This window comes from Hydrogenophaga pseudoflava, from assembly GCF_031020795.1.
GTDB classification, from domain to species: domain Bacteria; phylum Pseudomonadota; class Gammaproteobacteria; order Burkholderiales; family Burkholderiaceae_C; genus Hydrogenophaga; species Hydrogenophaga pseudoflava_A.
Genome location: NZ_JAVHJP010000002.1, coordinates 554,404 through 568,650 on the forward strand (window position 1 = coordinate 554,404; position 14,247 = coordinate 568,650).

Annotated in this window: 11 protein-coding genes; 8 read left to right on the forward strand and 3 right to left on the reverse strand. The window is 71.7% G+C overall.

Annotated features, from left to right (window positions below):
* A complete protein-coding gene (locus RCO38_RS08375; protein ID WP_308327836.1) occupies positions 1–966 on the forward strand; it encodes a lipocalin family protein in 966 nt (321 codons plus the stop codon).
* Here the strand turns inward: RCO38_RS08375 and RCO38_RS08380 are convergent.
* Positions 918–2,252 (reverse strand): glycosyltransferase, encoded by a 1,335-nt coding sequence (locus RCO38_RS08380; RefSeq protein WP_308327837.1) that lies wholly within the window; start codon positions 2,250–2,252, stop codon positions 918–920. The two genes, RCO38_RS08375 and RCO38_RS08380, sit on opposite strands and share 49 nt — an antisense overlap.
* Before the next feature lie 224 nt (positions 2,253–2,476).
* Here RCO38_RS08380 and RCO38_RS08385 point away from each other — a divergent pair, with 224 nt between their 5' ends.
* From RCO38_RS08385 to RCO38_RS08410, 6 genes are all read left to right on the forward strand, one after another.
* Positions 2,477–3,388, forward strand: coding sequence for a YihY/virulence factor BrkB family protein (locus tag RCO38_RS08385; RefSeq protein ID WP_308327838.1), 912 nt, complete (start codon positions 2,477–2,479; stop codon positions 3,386–3,388).
* 5 nt (positions 3,389–3,393) lie between these two features.
* Positions 3,394–4,668, forward strand: a complete 1,275-nt coding sequence (locus RCO38_RS08390) for a zinc-binding metallopeptidase family protein (RefSeq protein ID WP_308327839.1) — start codon at positions 3,394–3,396, stop codon at positions 4,666–4,668.
* A 72-nt stretch (positions 4,669–4,740) separates the two neighbouring features.
* Positions 4,741–5,289, forward strand: a complete 549-nt coding sequence (locus RCO38_RS08395; protein WP_308327840.1) for a hypothetical protein — start codon at positions 4,741–4,743, stop codon at positions 5,287–5,289.
* Positions 5,290–5,296: 7 nt separating this feature from the next.
* Complete coding sequence (locus RCO38_RS08400; RefSeq protein ID WP_308327841.1) at positions 5,297–5,860, forward strand: hemerythrin domain-containing protein; 564 nt, start codon at positions 5,297–5,299, stop codon at positions 5,858–5,860.
* A 9-nt stretch (positions 5,861–5,869) separates the two neighbouring features.
* The gene (locus tag RCO38_RS08405) at positions 5,870–7,969 is read left to right on the forward strand and encodes an AsmA family protein (RefSeq protein WP_308327842.1); all 2,100 of its coding nucleotides are present in this window, start codon (positions 5,870–5,872) and stop codon (positions 7,967–7,969) included.
* A 135-nt stretch (positions 7,970–8,104) separates the two neighbouring features.
* A complete protein-coding gene (locus tag RCO38_RS08410; protein ID WP_308327843.1) occupies positions 8,105–10,546 on the forward strand; it encodes a catalase in 2,442 nt (813 codons plus the stop codon).
* 64 nt (positions 10,547–10,610) lie between these two features.
* On the opposite strand, the gene RCO38_RS08415 is transcribed toward RCO38_RS08410, so the two are convergent.
* The gene (locus RCO38_RS08415; RefSeq protein ID WP_308327844.1) at positions 10,611–11,201 is read right to left on the reverse strand and encodes a hemerythrin domain-containing protein; all 591 of its coding nucleotides are present in this window, start codon (positions 11,199–11,201) and stop codon (positions 10,611–10,613) included.
* Between the two features lie 398 nt (positions 11,202–11,599).
* Here RCO38_RS08415 and rpoN point away from each other — a divergent pair, with 398 nt between their 5' ends.
* A complete protein-coding gene (gene rpoN / locus RCO38_RS08420; RefSeq protein ID WP_445297927.1) occupies positions 11,600–13,057 on the forward strand; it encodes an RNA polymerase factor sigma-54 in 1,458 nt (485 codons plus the stop codon).
* Positions 13,058–13,131: 74 nt separating this feature from the next.
* Here rpoN and RCO38_RS08425 read toward each other — a convergent pair whose 3' ends face one another.
* Positions 13,132–14,061, reverse strand: a complete 930-nt coding sequence (locus tag RCO38_RS08425) for a hypothetical protein (RefSeq protein ID WP_308327846.1) — start codon at positions 14,059–14,061, stop codon at positions 13,132–13,134.
* Positions 14,062–14,247: the final 186 nt, after the last annotated feature.

Here is a 14,247-nt window from a genome sequence, read left to right on the forward strand (position 1 = left end):
ATGGCCGCCCCCGCCACCACCGCTTCGCCGCGTTCCTCCGCCATGCGGGAGACAGCGGCCGGGCTGGACCACCGCATCGCTCTGGCCGAGCAGGCGCTGGTCGCGCGCGATGCGCGGGTGCGCGCCCACGCACGGCGGCTGCGCGAGCACCTGGAGCGGATCACCGGGCCAGGCTTCATCGCCCGGCGGGTCGCTGGCGCCGCGGTCGCCGGAGCCGGCCTGTGGTGGGCGCTGCGCCGCAGCGGCCACGGCCTTGCCGCCCTTCGCGGCCGGGCGCCGTCTGCCGGCAGCGCTCCCACGGTCCCGACCTGGTCGGGCCTGCTGCTCGGGCTGATGCCCGTGGCCTGGCCCATGCTGCCGCCGCGCTGGCGCCACCGCGTGAGCCCGTCCACCGCCGCCACCGCGCTGGCGCTGTTGCTGCCGCTGCTCGAACAGGCGCTGTCGCGCCGCAGCGCCCGCACCGCCGACGGGCCGCCCACGGTGGCACGGCTGGACCTGGCGCGGTACGCCGGCACCTGGTACGAACAGGCCCGTCTGCCCACCCGCCACGAACGTGCCTGCGAGGGCCAGCCCCGCGCCCACTACACGCCCATGCGCGCATCCGACGGCCCGGGTCTGCTGGTGACCAATGAGTGCTGCGATCGCCAGGGCCGTGTGCGCCAGGCCCACGGCGTGGGGCGCGCCGTGGCGGGCGGCGGTGGCGCCCGGCTGCAGATCAGCTTCGCCCCGGCCTGGCTGCGCTGGCTGCCCGGGGTGTGGGCCGACCTCTGGGTGCTCCATGTGGACGAGACAGCGTCCGATTACCGCGTGGCACTGGTCGGCTCCCCGGGGCGCGACGGGCTGTGGCTGCTCTCGCGCACGCCGCGCCTGGCGGCGCCCGAACGGCAGCGGCTGGTGAACATGGCCGCCGCCCTCGGTTACGACATCGGGCGGCTGGTGTTCGCCCATCCCGGTCCCTCGGGCTGAGGCGCAGCCAGCAGTTCGGGCGGCACCGCCGCCCGCAAGGCCCCGTCCCGGTCTGTCTGCCGCGGGGCGCTCACCCGGAGGAGCCAGCGGTGCACCACGTTGACGGCGATCTCCCAGGAGCGGGTGCGCACCGTCTGCAGCGCCGCATGGGCGCGGCGCAGGTGCCCGGCCGGTGCCTCGTCCATCAAGGCCTGACAGGCCTCGACAAAGGCCTGGGGAGTCGATGCCACCGACACCACGTCGCCATAGAGTTGCACCACGTCGTGCACCGGGGTGCTCACCACCGGCGTCTCGCTGGCCAGGTACTCGAGGGTCTTGGTGGGGTTGATGAAACGGGTGGAGGCGTTGATCACGAAGGGCATCAGGCACACATGCCAGCCGGCCATGAGGTAGGGCAGGGTGGAGTAGGCCTGCAGGCCCAGCCAGTGCAGATTGGGGGCCTTGGGCAGCGTGCCGGGATCGATCCTGAGCACCGGCCCGACCATCACGATCTGCCACTGCGGCCGGGCACGGGCCAGGTGGGCCAGCAAGTCGAGGTCCAGCCGCTCGTCGATGACGCCGCAGAAGCCCAGCCGGGGGTGCGGCAGCCGGCCCTGCAGCGCGCGGGCACGCTGCGCGTGCGGGCTGCCCGGGCGCAGCCTTGAGGGCGAGAAGTGTTCGCCGTCGACCGCGCTGGGCAGGCACAGAAGCTGCGGGTGCAGGTGGCGCTTGGCTTCGTAGAGTGACGGACCGCTGGTGAACACCAGGTCGGCCTGCTTCATGAGCGCCGCCTCCCGCAGCAACAGTTCCCGCGATGCGTCCAGGAAGGTCGACAGGTCGTCCATGCAGTCGTAGACCACCGCGCGCGGCTGCGCCGTCTTCATGATGTGCAGGGCCATGGGCGTGTCCAGCCAGGCCACCCCGCCCAGGGCCTGCCGTTCGTCCAGGTAGCGGCTCAGCAGGGGGGCGAGCACGGCGACCTGCTTGTCGTGAAAACCGCCCGGCGCCACGGGCGAGTGGGGCACCACCACCGTCACGCCGGGCTCCGGGCTGTGGCATTCGAGCCGGGCGGCCCCCGCGGTGGGCCGCGGCTCCTCGACGAAGAAGACGCGCCAGCCGCGCCGCGCCATCCGCGCCATGAGGTGCTGCGGCCGCTGGTACATGAACCCCCAGCGCAGGTGGGAGAAGACCACCAGGTCCTGCGTGCGGCTCGCGACGGCCGGGCGGCTGGTGAGGATGGGAGGGATGTGGGCTTGCAGGCCGAGGGGCGCGTGCACGGCGCCGGGGCGGATGTCCGAAGCGGGCATGGAATTTGTCCTCCTGTGTGGTTGGTCTGGGCGCACGCGGATGGCAAGCGGCGTGCCGCACCGTCTTGCGGCAAGTTTTGCCGGTGTGCGAGGTGCGGGTACGCTGTTTGCTCCGGCGCTGGGCGGCGCTCCTGCCGTGTCCGCCCAGGGAGTCCGGCCCATGCACACACACCTTCCGCCCACCCGCGCCTGCCGGGCCTCCACTTCCTGAACAGGGGGCCGGCATGTCGAGGCCGCCGGTCTGGCGCCTGGCCTGGGATGCGGTTTCCGCCTGGGTGGAGGACGACGCGCCCGGCATGGGCGCGGCGCTGGCCTACTACACCCTGTTCTCGGTGGCGCCCCTGCTGCTGATCGTGATCGCCGTGGCCGGCCTGGTGTTCGGCGAGGAGGCCGCGCGCGGCGAGATCATGGGCCAGCTCTCGGATCTGCTCGGCCGCGACGGCGCCGGGGTGGTGGAGAACCTGCTGGGCAGCGTCAACCGCCCCGGCGCGGGCGCCCTGGCCACCCTGGCCGGCGTGGGCATGTTGCTGGTGGGGGCGACCACGGTGTTCGCCCAGCTCCAGTCGTCGCTGGACCGCATCTGGCGCGCGCCCGAAGAACCCAGGGCGCCCGGCTGGTGGGGCTGGCTGCGCCGCCGCCTGCTCTCGCTGGGCATGGTGATGGGGCTGGGCTTCCTGCTCATGGTGTCGCTCACGGTCAGTGCGCTGCTGTCGGCGCTGGGCCGCTGGTGGGCGCCGTGGTTCAGCGAAGGCGCCGTGCTGCTGCTGCAACTGATCAACACGCTGGTCAGCCTGGTGCTGCTCGCGGCCATCTTCGCGATGATCTTCAAGTGGATGCCCCGGGTGCGCGTGGCCTGGCGGGATGTGTGGATGGGGGCGCTCATCACGGCCGTGCTGTTCACGCTGGGCAAGTCGCTGATCGGCCTGTACATCGCCTACAGCGGTGTGGCCTCGGCCTACGGCGCGGCCGCGTCGCTGGTGCTGCTGCTGCTGTGGGTGTACTGGTCGGCCCAGATCATCCTGCTGGGCGCGGAGTTCACCTGGGTGTGGGCCAACCGCTGCGGCTCCCACCAGACCCCGCCAGACGACAGCCCGTTGCCCGCCGCCGTGGCGGGCCACTCACCCACCAGGAACTGACCGCCATGCCCACCCGCCACCCTGCACCACCCCTGGTGCCCCGCGCCACCGACTGCCGCTGCGGCAGGCCGGTCTTTTTCCGCAACAGCCAGTGTCTGGCCTGCAAGACCGCCCTGGGTTACGACCCGGAAAGCGCGCGCCTGCTGGCGCTGGAGCCGGTGCGCCAGAGTGCGCTGTGGCGGGTGGTGGGCGCACGCCGGGGCGCGCCGCGCTACCGGCGCTGCGCCAACCTGGCGGGCCCGGTGGGCTGCAACTGGCTGCTGCCCGAGACCGACACCAGCGAAAGCGGGCTGTGCCGCTGCTGCCGGCTCACCCGGACCTGGCCCGACCTGGCGGTCGAGCAGAACCGCGAATGGGTGGCCCGCATCGCCACGGCACAGCGCCGCCTGCTGTCCATCCTCATCGCGCTGGGTCTGCCGGCCTGGCCCGCCGGGGTCGATCCGGTGCTGGGCCTGGGTTTCGACCTGCTGCGCCAGCCCGAGGGCGGCGCGCCGGTCATCACCGGCCACGCTGACGGCCTCATCACCCTGGACGTGGCCGAGGCGGACGACGCCGAGCGCGAGCAGCGCCGCAGCGCGCTGCACGAGCCCTACCGCACCCTGCTGGGCCATCTGCGGCACGAGGTGGGCCACTACTACTGGCAGCGCTTGGTGGACGGCAGCGTGTGGCTGGCGCCGTTCCGCGACCTGTTCGGCGACGAGCGCGCCGACTACGCCGCCGCACTGGCGCAGCACCACGGCAGCGGCCCGCCGGCCGACTGGGGGGCGCGCCACGTCAGCGCCTACGCCAGCAGCCACCCCTGGGAGGACTGGGCCGAGACCTTCGCCCACTACCTGCACCTGGTCGACACCCTGGACACCGCGCGCGGCTTCGGCGTGGACGGCAACCAGGTGGAACTGAGCTACGAACGCTGGAGCACCGCGGACCTGGTGCCCGAGGCCGCGCCGGAGGGCACTGCAGCGCCCGACGCCGGCCTGCCGCTTTCCGATCCGTCGGCCTTCATCGACCTCGTCAACGAATGGATGGAGCTGACCGGCGTGCTCAACGAGCTCTCGCGCAGCATGGGCCTGGCGGACTTCTATCCGTTCGTGCTCTCGCGCCCGGCGCTGCGCAAGCTGCACCTGGTGCACCGCGTGGTGCAGGCACAGCGCGCGGTGGCACCACCCGGGCCGCGCCCGGGCCCGGTCCGGCCAGCCGGTCGCACGCACGAAGACGAGTCGGCCGATCCGGTGGGGGACGGCCACAGCGACGCCGAGCTGGCCGCCCGCACCGGCCCCTGACGCGCCGGCCGGGCATGGCGTTTGCCGCGCACCGGGCTCCTTTCACTTCTACCTTTTTTCAGGAGCAACACCATGGCCACCCCTTCCCGCGTAATGACCGGCTTGTTTCCCGACCGCGACAGCGCCGAGCGCGCCTACCAGGGCGTGCTGGACCGCGGCTACAGCCGCGACGACGTGAACCTCCTCATGTCCGACGAGACGCGCCGGCGCCAGTTCGGCAGCGACGCCAGTGGTGCCACCGGCACTGGCACGGGCACTGGCATTGAAACCGGTACCAAGGCCGCCGAAGGCGCCGGCATCGGCGCGGGCATTGGCGGCACCGTGGGCGCCATCGCCGCCGCTGTGGCGGCCGTGGGCACCAGCCTGGCGGTACCCGGACTGGGGCTGGTGGTGGCCGGACCGGTGGCGGCGGCGCTGGCCGGTGCCGGCGCGGGTGGCGCGGCCGGCGGTCTGATCGGTGCCATGGTCGGCTGGGGCATCCCGGAGGAGCGCGTCAAGCGCTACGAAAGTGGCCTGCGCGAGGGCGGCATCGTCATGGGCGTGAACCCGCGCAACGACGAGGACGCCGACTACCTGGCCCGCCACTGGCAGGACAACCGCGGCACCGACATCTTCCGGTGAGCCCAGCATGAACGCCACCAGTTCCGTTGCCGCGGCCGTCACCCCGGACCCGACCGAAGCCGTGACCCTGCTGGTCAACCAGCACCGCCGGCTGGAAGCCCTGCTGTCCCTGGTGGTGGAGGAGGCTGCCCCGCCCGAACGCACGCGGCGACTGCTCAAGGCCGCCGACGAGCTGGCCGTGCACATCGCTGCCGAGGAGATGCTGTTCTATCCGGCGGTGCGCGCCGAACGCACCGAGGACATCCTGCTCGAATCGCTGGAGGAACACCTCTCGCTCAAGCGCCTGCTGGCCGACCTGCTGGCGCTCGACCCCGTGGACTGCACCTTCACCCCCAAGTGCAAGGTGCTGCTGGAACAGACCGAACACCACCACGAGGAGGAAGAGGACCACCTGTTTCCCAAGGTGATGCTGTTGCTCGGTCCGGAAAAACGCGCAGAACTGGGGCGGCAGATGCTCCAGCAGCAGACCGACCTGATGCGCGCGGGCGAACCGCGCGAGTGGGCGGCCGAGCAGACCGAGGCCGCGCAGGCGCTGGACGAGGAGCCGACGCCGCGCACCGAACACCCCTAGCGCCGTCCCATGAGCACCGCCCCGGCCGGCACCCACCCACCGCAGCCGCCCCGGCGGCCGGCGCTGCGCAGGGTCTGGCTGGGTCTGGGGGCCTTCGTGGTGCTGCTGGTGCTGGGGCTGGTCTGGGGCGAAGCCACGGGCTGGTCCGCATTGCGCGGACCGCTGCAGCGCCAGATCGAAAAGGTGGCCCGCGTGCCGGTGCAGCTGGAGGGGCGCTTCCATCTGCGCATGCTGGGGGCGCCGCGGCTGGAGGTGGGGCGCATCAAAGTCGGGGCCGCGCAGGAGGTGCCGGCGCCCCACCTGCTGCAGGCCGAGGCTGCGCGGCTGGACTGGCGCTGGGGTGATCTGTGGCGCTGGTGGGCCCGGGACCAGCCACTGCGCGTGCAGGCCCTGACCGCGCAGACCCTGGACTTGCAGCTGCTGCGCCTGGCCGACGGACGCGCCAGCTGGGCCCTGGGTCGGGGCGGCGACGGCGAGTCGGCGGCGGGAGAACCCGCCCCCCGGCCCCAGTTCGGACGCCTGCAGGTGGACGCGGGGCATGTGCGCCTGGACGATGCGCCGCTGCAGACGCAGCTGGACATCAGGCTGTCAGGCGGCGAGGGCGACGGGCGCGGCGCCCCGGCCGACAGCCCCGCCCCCGGCGGGTACCGGGCCGACATCACCGGCCGCTGGCAGCGCCTGCCGCTGGCGCTGGCGGTGCGCATGCAGGGCGCCTTGCTGCTGCTGGACGACGACACCGCCGAACCGGTGCAACTGCGGGTGGAAGGCCGGGCGGGGGCCGCGCAACTGCTGTTCGACGGCCAGGCCGCCAGCCTGCTGAGTGCGCGCCGGCTCGACGGCGCCCTGCGTTTCTCCGGGCCCTCGCTGGCAGCGGTGGGACAGCCCCTGGGGGTCACGCTGCCGCGCACGCCGGCCTTCCAGCTGCAGGGCCGGCTGGCGCACGACGACGGCGTCTGGGGCCTGCGCGCGGACAGCGCGGTGATCGGCCAGAGCGAGCTGGGTGGCGAATTCCGCTTCGACACCCGTGCGCAGCCGCGCCGCCTGAGCGGCCGGCTCACCGGCCGGCGCCTGCTGCTGGCCGACCTCGGTCCCGCGGTGGGCACCCGGGGTGAAGGGCGCGGCAGCACCGCCGAGCCGGCGCCCGCGCCGGAGCCCGGCCGCGTGCTGCCCCAGCGCCGCTTCGACCTGCCGTCGCTGCGCGTGATGGACGCCGACGTGGAGGTGGCCATCGAATCGCTGGACCTGGGCAGCCGGTCGCTGGCCCCGCTGCGCGCCGTGCGCAGCCGCGTGTTGCTGCAGGGGGGCGTGCTGCAGCTGCAGAACCTGCAGGCCGGTGTGGCCGGGGGGCAGGTGGCCGGCAGCACCACGCTGGACGGGCGCGGCGAGCCCGCCCGCTGGGAGCTGGCGCTGCGGGTGAGCGGCCTGGACATGGCCGGCTGGGTGCGCGCATTCAGGGCGCCCGGCGCGGCGCCACCACCGGGCGACGGTGCCGCGCTGCGGCGCGAGCGGCGCAACACCCGCGCGCGCGGCCAGCAGGACGGCCCCCAGCCAGTGCAGTCCTACCTCACCGGGGTGCTGGGCGGCCAGTTCAACCTGCGCGGCCAGGGCCGGTCCACCGCGCAGATCCTGGGCAGTCTGCAGGGCAGCGCCGCGCTGCAGCTGAAGGAGGGCACGATCTCGCACCTCGTCACCGAAGCGGCCGGGGTCGACCTGGCGCAGGCCCTGGGCGTGCTGGTGCGCGGCGATGCGCCGCTGGCCCTGCGCTGCGCCCGGGTCGACATGGTGGTGCGCGAGGGCGTGGCGGTGGTGCAGCGCGGGGTGCTGGACAACTCCGACAGCACCCTGCGCCTGGACGGCCAGGTGGATCTGCGCAACGAGGCCCTGGCGCTGCGCGCGCGCGTCCGGCCCAAGGATTTTTCGCTGTTCGCGGTGCGGGCGCCGGTGCTGGTGACCGGCTCGCTGGGGCGCCCGCAGGTGGGTCTGGACGGCCGGGCGCTGAGCAAGCGTGCGGCCGCCGCCGCGGCGCTGGCCGTGATCGCCGCGCCGGTGGCGGCGCTGCTGCCCTTCGTGGACCCGGGGGATGACCCCGAAGGCGATCCCTGTGGCTGAGTGCCATGCCTGAGCGGGCCCGCCAGCGGGCGCGGCGCTTGCCAACGGGTGTGTCCGCGCTATCGGCGCGGTGCGGGCACCTCCGGGTGTCCGTGTCCCGTCACCCCACCGCATTTCCCACACAGGAGCATGTCCATGAGCAAGTCCTCAGACGCCACACCGCCGCCCGCCGGGCCGAAGGCCAAGGCCGCGGCCAAGTCCCGCAAGGGCCCGGCCGCCTCCGTGTCCGGCCCGTCCAACCCGGCCCCGGCCGCCGCCGCACTCAACCCTTCGCAGACCCGCATGCTCTCGCAGGCCGATGGCGCGCAGGCGCTGGCCGCGGCGGTCCCGTTCAATCCCATCAAGGACACCGAGTTCGGCCGCATGCCCGCGCAGGCCGCGGGCGAGGGGGGGCCGGCCCTGAGGCCCATGACCGACGACCTGGCCACCGCCAGCACGGTGCAGGAGACGGTGGCCTCCGACAAACTGGGTGACGGCGGCGTGCGTCCGGGGCAGGACCCCCTGAGCGGCCCGCTGGACCGCGTGCGGGTGGACGCCACCGACCGTGCGCTGACCACCAACCAGGGCGTGGCGGTGGCCGACAACCAGAACTCGCTCAAGGCCGGTCTGCGCGGTCCGACCCTGCTGGAGGACTTCATCCTGCGGGAGAAGATCACCCACTTCGACCACGAGCGCATCCCCGAGCGCGTGGTGCACGCGCGTGGGTCGGCCGCGCACGGCTTTTTCGAATGCTACGAGGCGCTGACCGACCTGACCCGCGCCGCGCCGTTTGCGCATGCGGGCAAACGCACGCCGGTGTTCGTGCGCTTTTCCACCGTGGCGGGCGAACGCGGTTCGGCCGATGCGGTGCGCGACGTGCGCGGTTTCGCCGTCAAGTTCTACACCGACGAAGGCAACTGGGACCTGGTGGGCAACAACATCCCGGTCTTCTTCATCCAGGACGCGATGAAGTTCCCGGACCTGGTGCATGCCCTCAAGCCGGAGCCGCACCACGCCATGCCGCAGGCGGCGAGTGCGCACGACACTTTCTGGGACTTCGTCTCGCTCATGCCCGAGTCCACCCACATGCTGATGTGGGTCATGAGCGACCGCGCCATCCCGCGCAGCTACCGAACCATGCAGGGCTTCGGCGTGAACACCTACCGCCTGGTCAACGCGGAGGGGGCGTCGGTGTTCGTCAAGTTCCACTGGCTGCCCAAGGCGGGCACGCATTCGCTGGTGTGGGACGAGGCGGTGCGGATCAATGGCGCCGACCCGGACTTCCACCGGCGCGACCTCTGGGAATCGATCGAGTCGGGCTGCTGCCCCGAGTACGAGCTGGCGCTGCAGGTGATCACCGAGGAACTGGCCGAGCAGTTCAGCTTCGACATCCTGGACCCGACCAAGCTGGTGCCGGAGGAAATGGTGCCGTTGCAGGTGGTCGGCCGCATGGTGCTCAACCGCAACCCCGACAACTTCTTCGCGGAGACCGAGCAGGTGGCCTTCTGCACCGCGCATGTGGTGCCGGGCATCGACTTCAGCAACGACCCGCTGCTGCAGGGGCGCATCCACAGCTACGTGGACACGCAGCTCTCGCGCCTGGGCGGGCCCAACTTCCACGAAATCCCGATCAACGCGCCGGTCTCGCCGGTGCACAACAACCAGCGCGACGGCATGCACCGCCAGGCCATCCACCGCGGCCGCGTGGCCTACGAACCCAACTCGCTGGGCGGGGGCTGCCCGTTCCAGGCCGGCCGCATGGGCTTCGTGTCGGTGAACGAGCCGATGCAGGAGGACAAGGTGCGCGGCAAGCCGGAGAAGTTCGCCGATCACTACTCGCAGGCCAGCCTGTTCTGGCGCAGCCAGACGGAGGTGGAGCAGCGCCACATCGTGGGCGCGTTCCGCTTCGAGCTGTCCAAGGTCACGGTGCCGGCGGTGCGCCAGCGCGTGCTGGCCCAGCTGCGCAATGTGGACGAAAGCCTGGCGCAACAGGTGGCCGACGGCCTGGGCCTGCCGCTGCCCGAGCCGCTGCCGCCGGTGCTGGGCCGGCAGGTGCAGAGCGAGGTCGAGGCCTCGCCCGGTCTGTCGCTGTTCGCGCGGCCGGGCGAGGACGGTGCCAGGGGCCGCCGCGTGGCGATGCTGGTGGCCGACGGCGCCGGCACCGACCTGGACGGGTTGCGCCAGCGCCTGCTGGCCGCGGGCGTCGTGCCGCGGTACGTGGGCAGCCGCCTGGGCCCGGTGGCACTGGCCGAGGGGAAACGCCTGGAAGCCGAGGCCACGCTGGAGAACGCGCCCTCGGTGCTGTGGGACGCCGTGGTGGTGCTGGCCGACCAGGCCGGGCGCGCGCAGATGGAGCGCGACGCCCACTGGCAGGACTTCGTGCGCGAGGCCAGCCGTCACTGCAAGACGCTGCTGCTGGTGGGCGAGGGCGAGGCCGTGCTGGCGCGGCTGGACATCCCGCTCACGCTGCCCGACGGGCAGGACGACCCCGGGCTGCTCCTGGCCGGGCATGGCGACGACGCGGTGGCCGACCGCTTTCTGGAGGCCCTGGCGCGCCACCGCCACTTCGAGCGCGAGACCGATCCGCCCAAGGTGTGAGCCGGCGCGTCAGACAGGAAGAAAGGGCCCCGGGGCCCTTTCTTTTTTGCGCTGGCGGCGGTGTTCAGGCCGGGCGCTGCGACGACGAGCCCTTGCGCGTGCCACCGCCGTCTGGCGCGCCGTCCTCCATCGCATCGGGGGGCGGCTCCAGCTGCTCGCGCCGGGCCAGCATTTGCTCGGACAGGGTCGCCCAGTCCAGGCGCAGCTTTTCGAGTTTGGGGAACAGCTCCTTTTCTTCTTCCTTGATGTGGTGCTCCACGTATTCGCACAGCACCGTGAAGCGGGCGCTGAATTTTTCGTCGCCGACCTCCATCTGGTCGAGCTGCTCGATCAGCGCCTTGGCCGACTCGTGCTCCACCTCGGCCTCGTCGATCAGCTTGGGCTCGGCCTCGCGGGCCGCGGGGTAGAGGAACTCTTCCTCCAGCGTGGTGTGCACCTGCAGGTCGGCCAGCACCTGCCGCACGATGGCGTCGCAGCGCTCGGTGTCCTCGAGCGGGTCGAGCTTGGTGAACTCCTTGTAGGCCTTCTTCACGTTGCGGTGGTCTTTTTTGAGCATGTCCAGCACTTCGTCGCGCGACGCGCTGGACGAGGTGCTGTGTGTGGTGGAACGGTGGCTCGCGGAACTGGTCGATTCCGAGGATCGGCTCGTGGGCATGGTGGGTCTCCTGTGGGGGGTGTGGGGAATGCGCCGGCCGGCTGGCCGGTTTCCGAACGGCGGCAAACGCCGTGCCGTGGGCCTCCCCGCCGGCCTCGCAACATCTCCGTCGCGGTGGACACCGCGGCAAGGATTGCGGCAAAAACTACCGGATCCCCCCGCCCGACAGCGGGGGCATGGGCGGCGGCGGGTCCCGAAGAGGCCGCAGCGGTCTGCCGCGCGCACGGCCCCGTGCCGCAGCCTCATTGGGGCAAGCGGCGCACCCTGGCGCAATGTGTTTCAAGACGTTGCCCGCAGCCGTCCGCGGCATGGTCGTTGCGTCGTGCGTGGAGGGAGGGCCATCCGCACGGTTGGTCCGGCATTCGTTACCGAACTTGAGGAGACCCGACTTGCTGTCCATGGACTTTCGTGCCGATCACCGGCAGACCCAGACCCTCTCCCCCCGACTCCAGCACGCCGTGCGCCTGCTCCAGCTCTCCTCGCTGGACTTTTCGGCCATGGTGCGCGACCTGATGGGCCGCAACCCCTTTCTGGAAGACGGCGAGGGGGAGAACGACGACAACGGCGACGCGCTGCCCGAGACGGCCGCGGCCGCGGCGGACGAGCGCCTGCCCGACCAGCTCGAAGCCCCCGCCGCCGAGCTGGTGGCACCTCCCGAGGACGAGACCTACCAGGGCGAGAACGACCGCGACCTGTGGCAGGCCGACGCCAGCGCCTCGCTGCGCCGCGGCGACGACGGCGACCTCTCGGCGCTGGACCTGATGGCGGCCGACACCACGCTGGCCAGCCACCTGCACGGCCAGATCAACCTGCTGGTGCTGCCCGAACGCGAGATGGTGCTGGCGAAGGCGGTCATCGACTCTTTGGACGAGGACGGTTACCTGCGCACCCCGCTGGAGGAACTGGTGGAACTGCTGCCGCTGCAGCCGCCGGCCACGCTGGCCGACATGGAGCAGGCACTGGCGGTGGTCCAGTCGCTCGACCCGGCCGGTGTGGGCGCGCGCGACGTGGGGGAGTGCCTGCGCCTGCAGCTGCCGGAGCTGAGCTGCCCTGTATCGCGCGAGCTGGCGCAGCGCATCGTGGGGCAGCACCTGCTCCAGCTGGCCGCGCGCGACGTGCAGGGCCTGGCCCAGCGCCTGGGCGAGTCGGTGGGGCTGGTGGAGCAGGTGTGTGACCGCATCCGCCGGCTGGACCCCCGGCCCGGCTGGCGCTTCGGTTCCTCGCGGGTGGACTACGTGGTGCCCGACGTGATCGTGCGGCGCGTGCACAACCAGTGGAAGGTACAGCTCAATCCCGCCGTGGTGCCCAAGGTGAGGCTCAACCAGGTGTACGCCGAGCTCTTCAAACGGCACCGCTCGCCGCAGAACACCGAGATGGCCGACCAGCTGCAGGAAGCGCGCTGGACGCTGCGCAACGTGGAGCAGCGCTTCTCCACCATCCTGGACGTGGCGGAGGCCATCATGCGGCGCCAGGTGCACTTCTTCGAGTACGGCCCCATGGCCATGAAGCCGCTGGGTCTGAAGGAAATCGCCGAGGAGGTGGGCATCCACGAGTCCACCGTCTCGCGCGTGACCAACAACAAGTACATGGCCACGCCCATCGGCGTGTTCGAACTCAAGTACTTCTTCTCGCGCGCCATGGTCAGCGCCAATGGCAGCGCCTGCTCCGGCACCGCCATCCGCGGCCTGGTCAAGGACATCATCGAGGCGGAACGCCCCGAGGCCCCGCTGTCGGACGCCGAGATCACGCGCCAGCTTGCGCGACAGGGCCTGGTGGTGGCGCGCCGCACGGTCACCAAGTACCGCCAGATGCTGCGCCTGGAGTCGGTCGATCGGCGCCGCCGCTACGCCGCCTGATGCGTGCGCCACCCGTCTCAGAGACGCAAAAAAAAGAGGCGCCATCGGCGCCTCCTTTCTGCCCTCGGACGGGCTTATTTGCTCTTGCTGCCGGAGCTGGACGAACCGCTGCCGGAGTCGGAGCCGCTGGCGCTCGAACCACTGGAGCTGCCCGAACCGCTCGAACCGCCGGAGCTGCCCGAGCGGCTGCTGCGCCACTGGTTGAACTCTTCCGAGAACTTCTTGGTGCGGTCCTTGCGCCATTCGCGGTAGTCGCTGTCCAGGTTGTTCAGCTGTTCGGTGCGCCACTCTTCGTAATCGGGGTCAAAGCCCTGGTGCTGGCCGCTGTGGGCGGTGCCGCTCACGCCACGCTGGAGGTTGCCGCCGCCCTGGGACTGGTTGCCGTAGTCGTTGCCGTAAGACTGGCTGCCCCACTGGCCGCTGCCACCACTGCCGCCGGTGCTGCCGCCGCCGTAGTTGCCGCTGCTGCCGTAATTGCCACCGCTGCCGTAGCCGCCATAGCCACCCTGGAAGCCGCCGCCTTGGCTGCCACCGTACTGGCCGCCGCCAAAGCCCCGTTGCTCATGCTGCTGGCTCCAGCCGCCCTGGCCGCCGTAATGGCCACCCTGTTGGCCGCCCATGTAGCCGCCCTGGTTCTGCTGGTCGCCGAAGCCCTGGTTCATGCCCCGTTGGCCGTAGCCACCGTGTTCACCACCGTACTGCTGGCCGCCGCCGTACTGGCCCTGGCTCTGCTGGCCGCCGTAACCGCGGTCGTTCCCCTGGTTGCCGTACGAATTGCCGTAGGCATTGCTGCCCTGTTGGCTCCAGCCTCCCGAGGCGCCTTGCTGACCGCGGTCGCCGTACTGGTTCTCGCCGTACTGACCGCTGCCGAACTGACCTTGGTTGTGCTGTTGCTGGCCGGGCATGTTGCTGCTCCCGCCCTGGTTCCAGTTCTGCTGCCCGCTGGACTGCTCCTGCTGGGCACCTTCCTGACCGCGCTGGCGGTCCTGGTTGTACTGCGTCATGTCACTGTCCTTTCTGTCGGTTTGAAAGACAGACCGGCTGGTCTGTCTGCGACCGGATTGGCAAACGCCGTGCCCATCGCCAACAGCGCACGACCCGGTGCCACCGCGCTCTACAAATGTGACCCCTGTCACAAAATGTCTTAGCGGAAGGGGGAGCATTGCCGCAGAATCGTCGGCCTCAGGCGC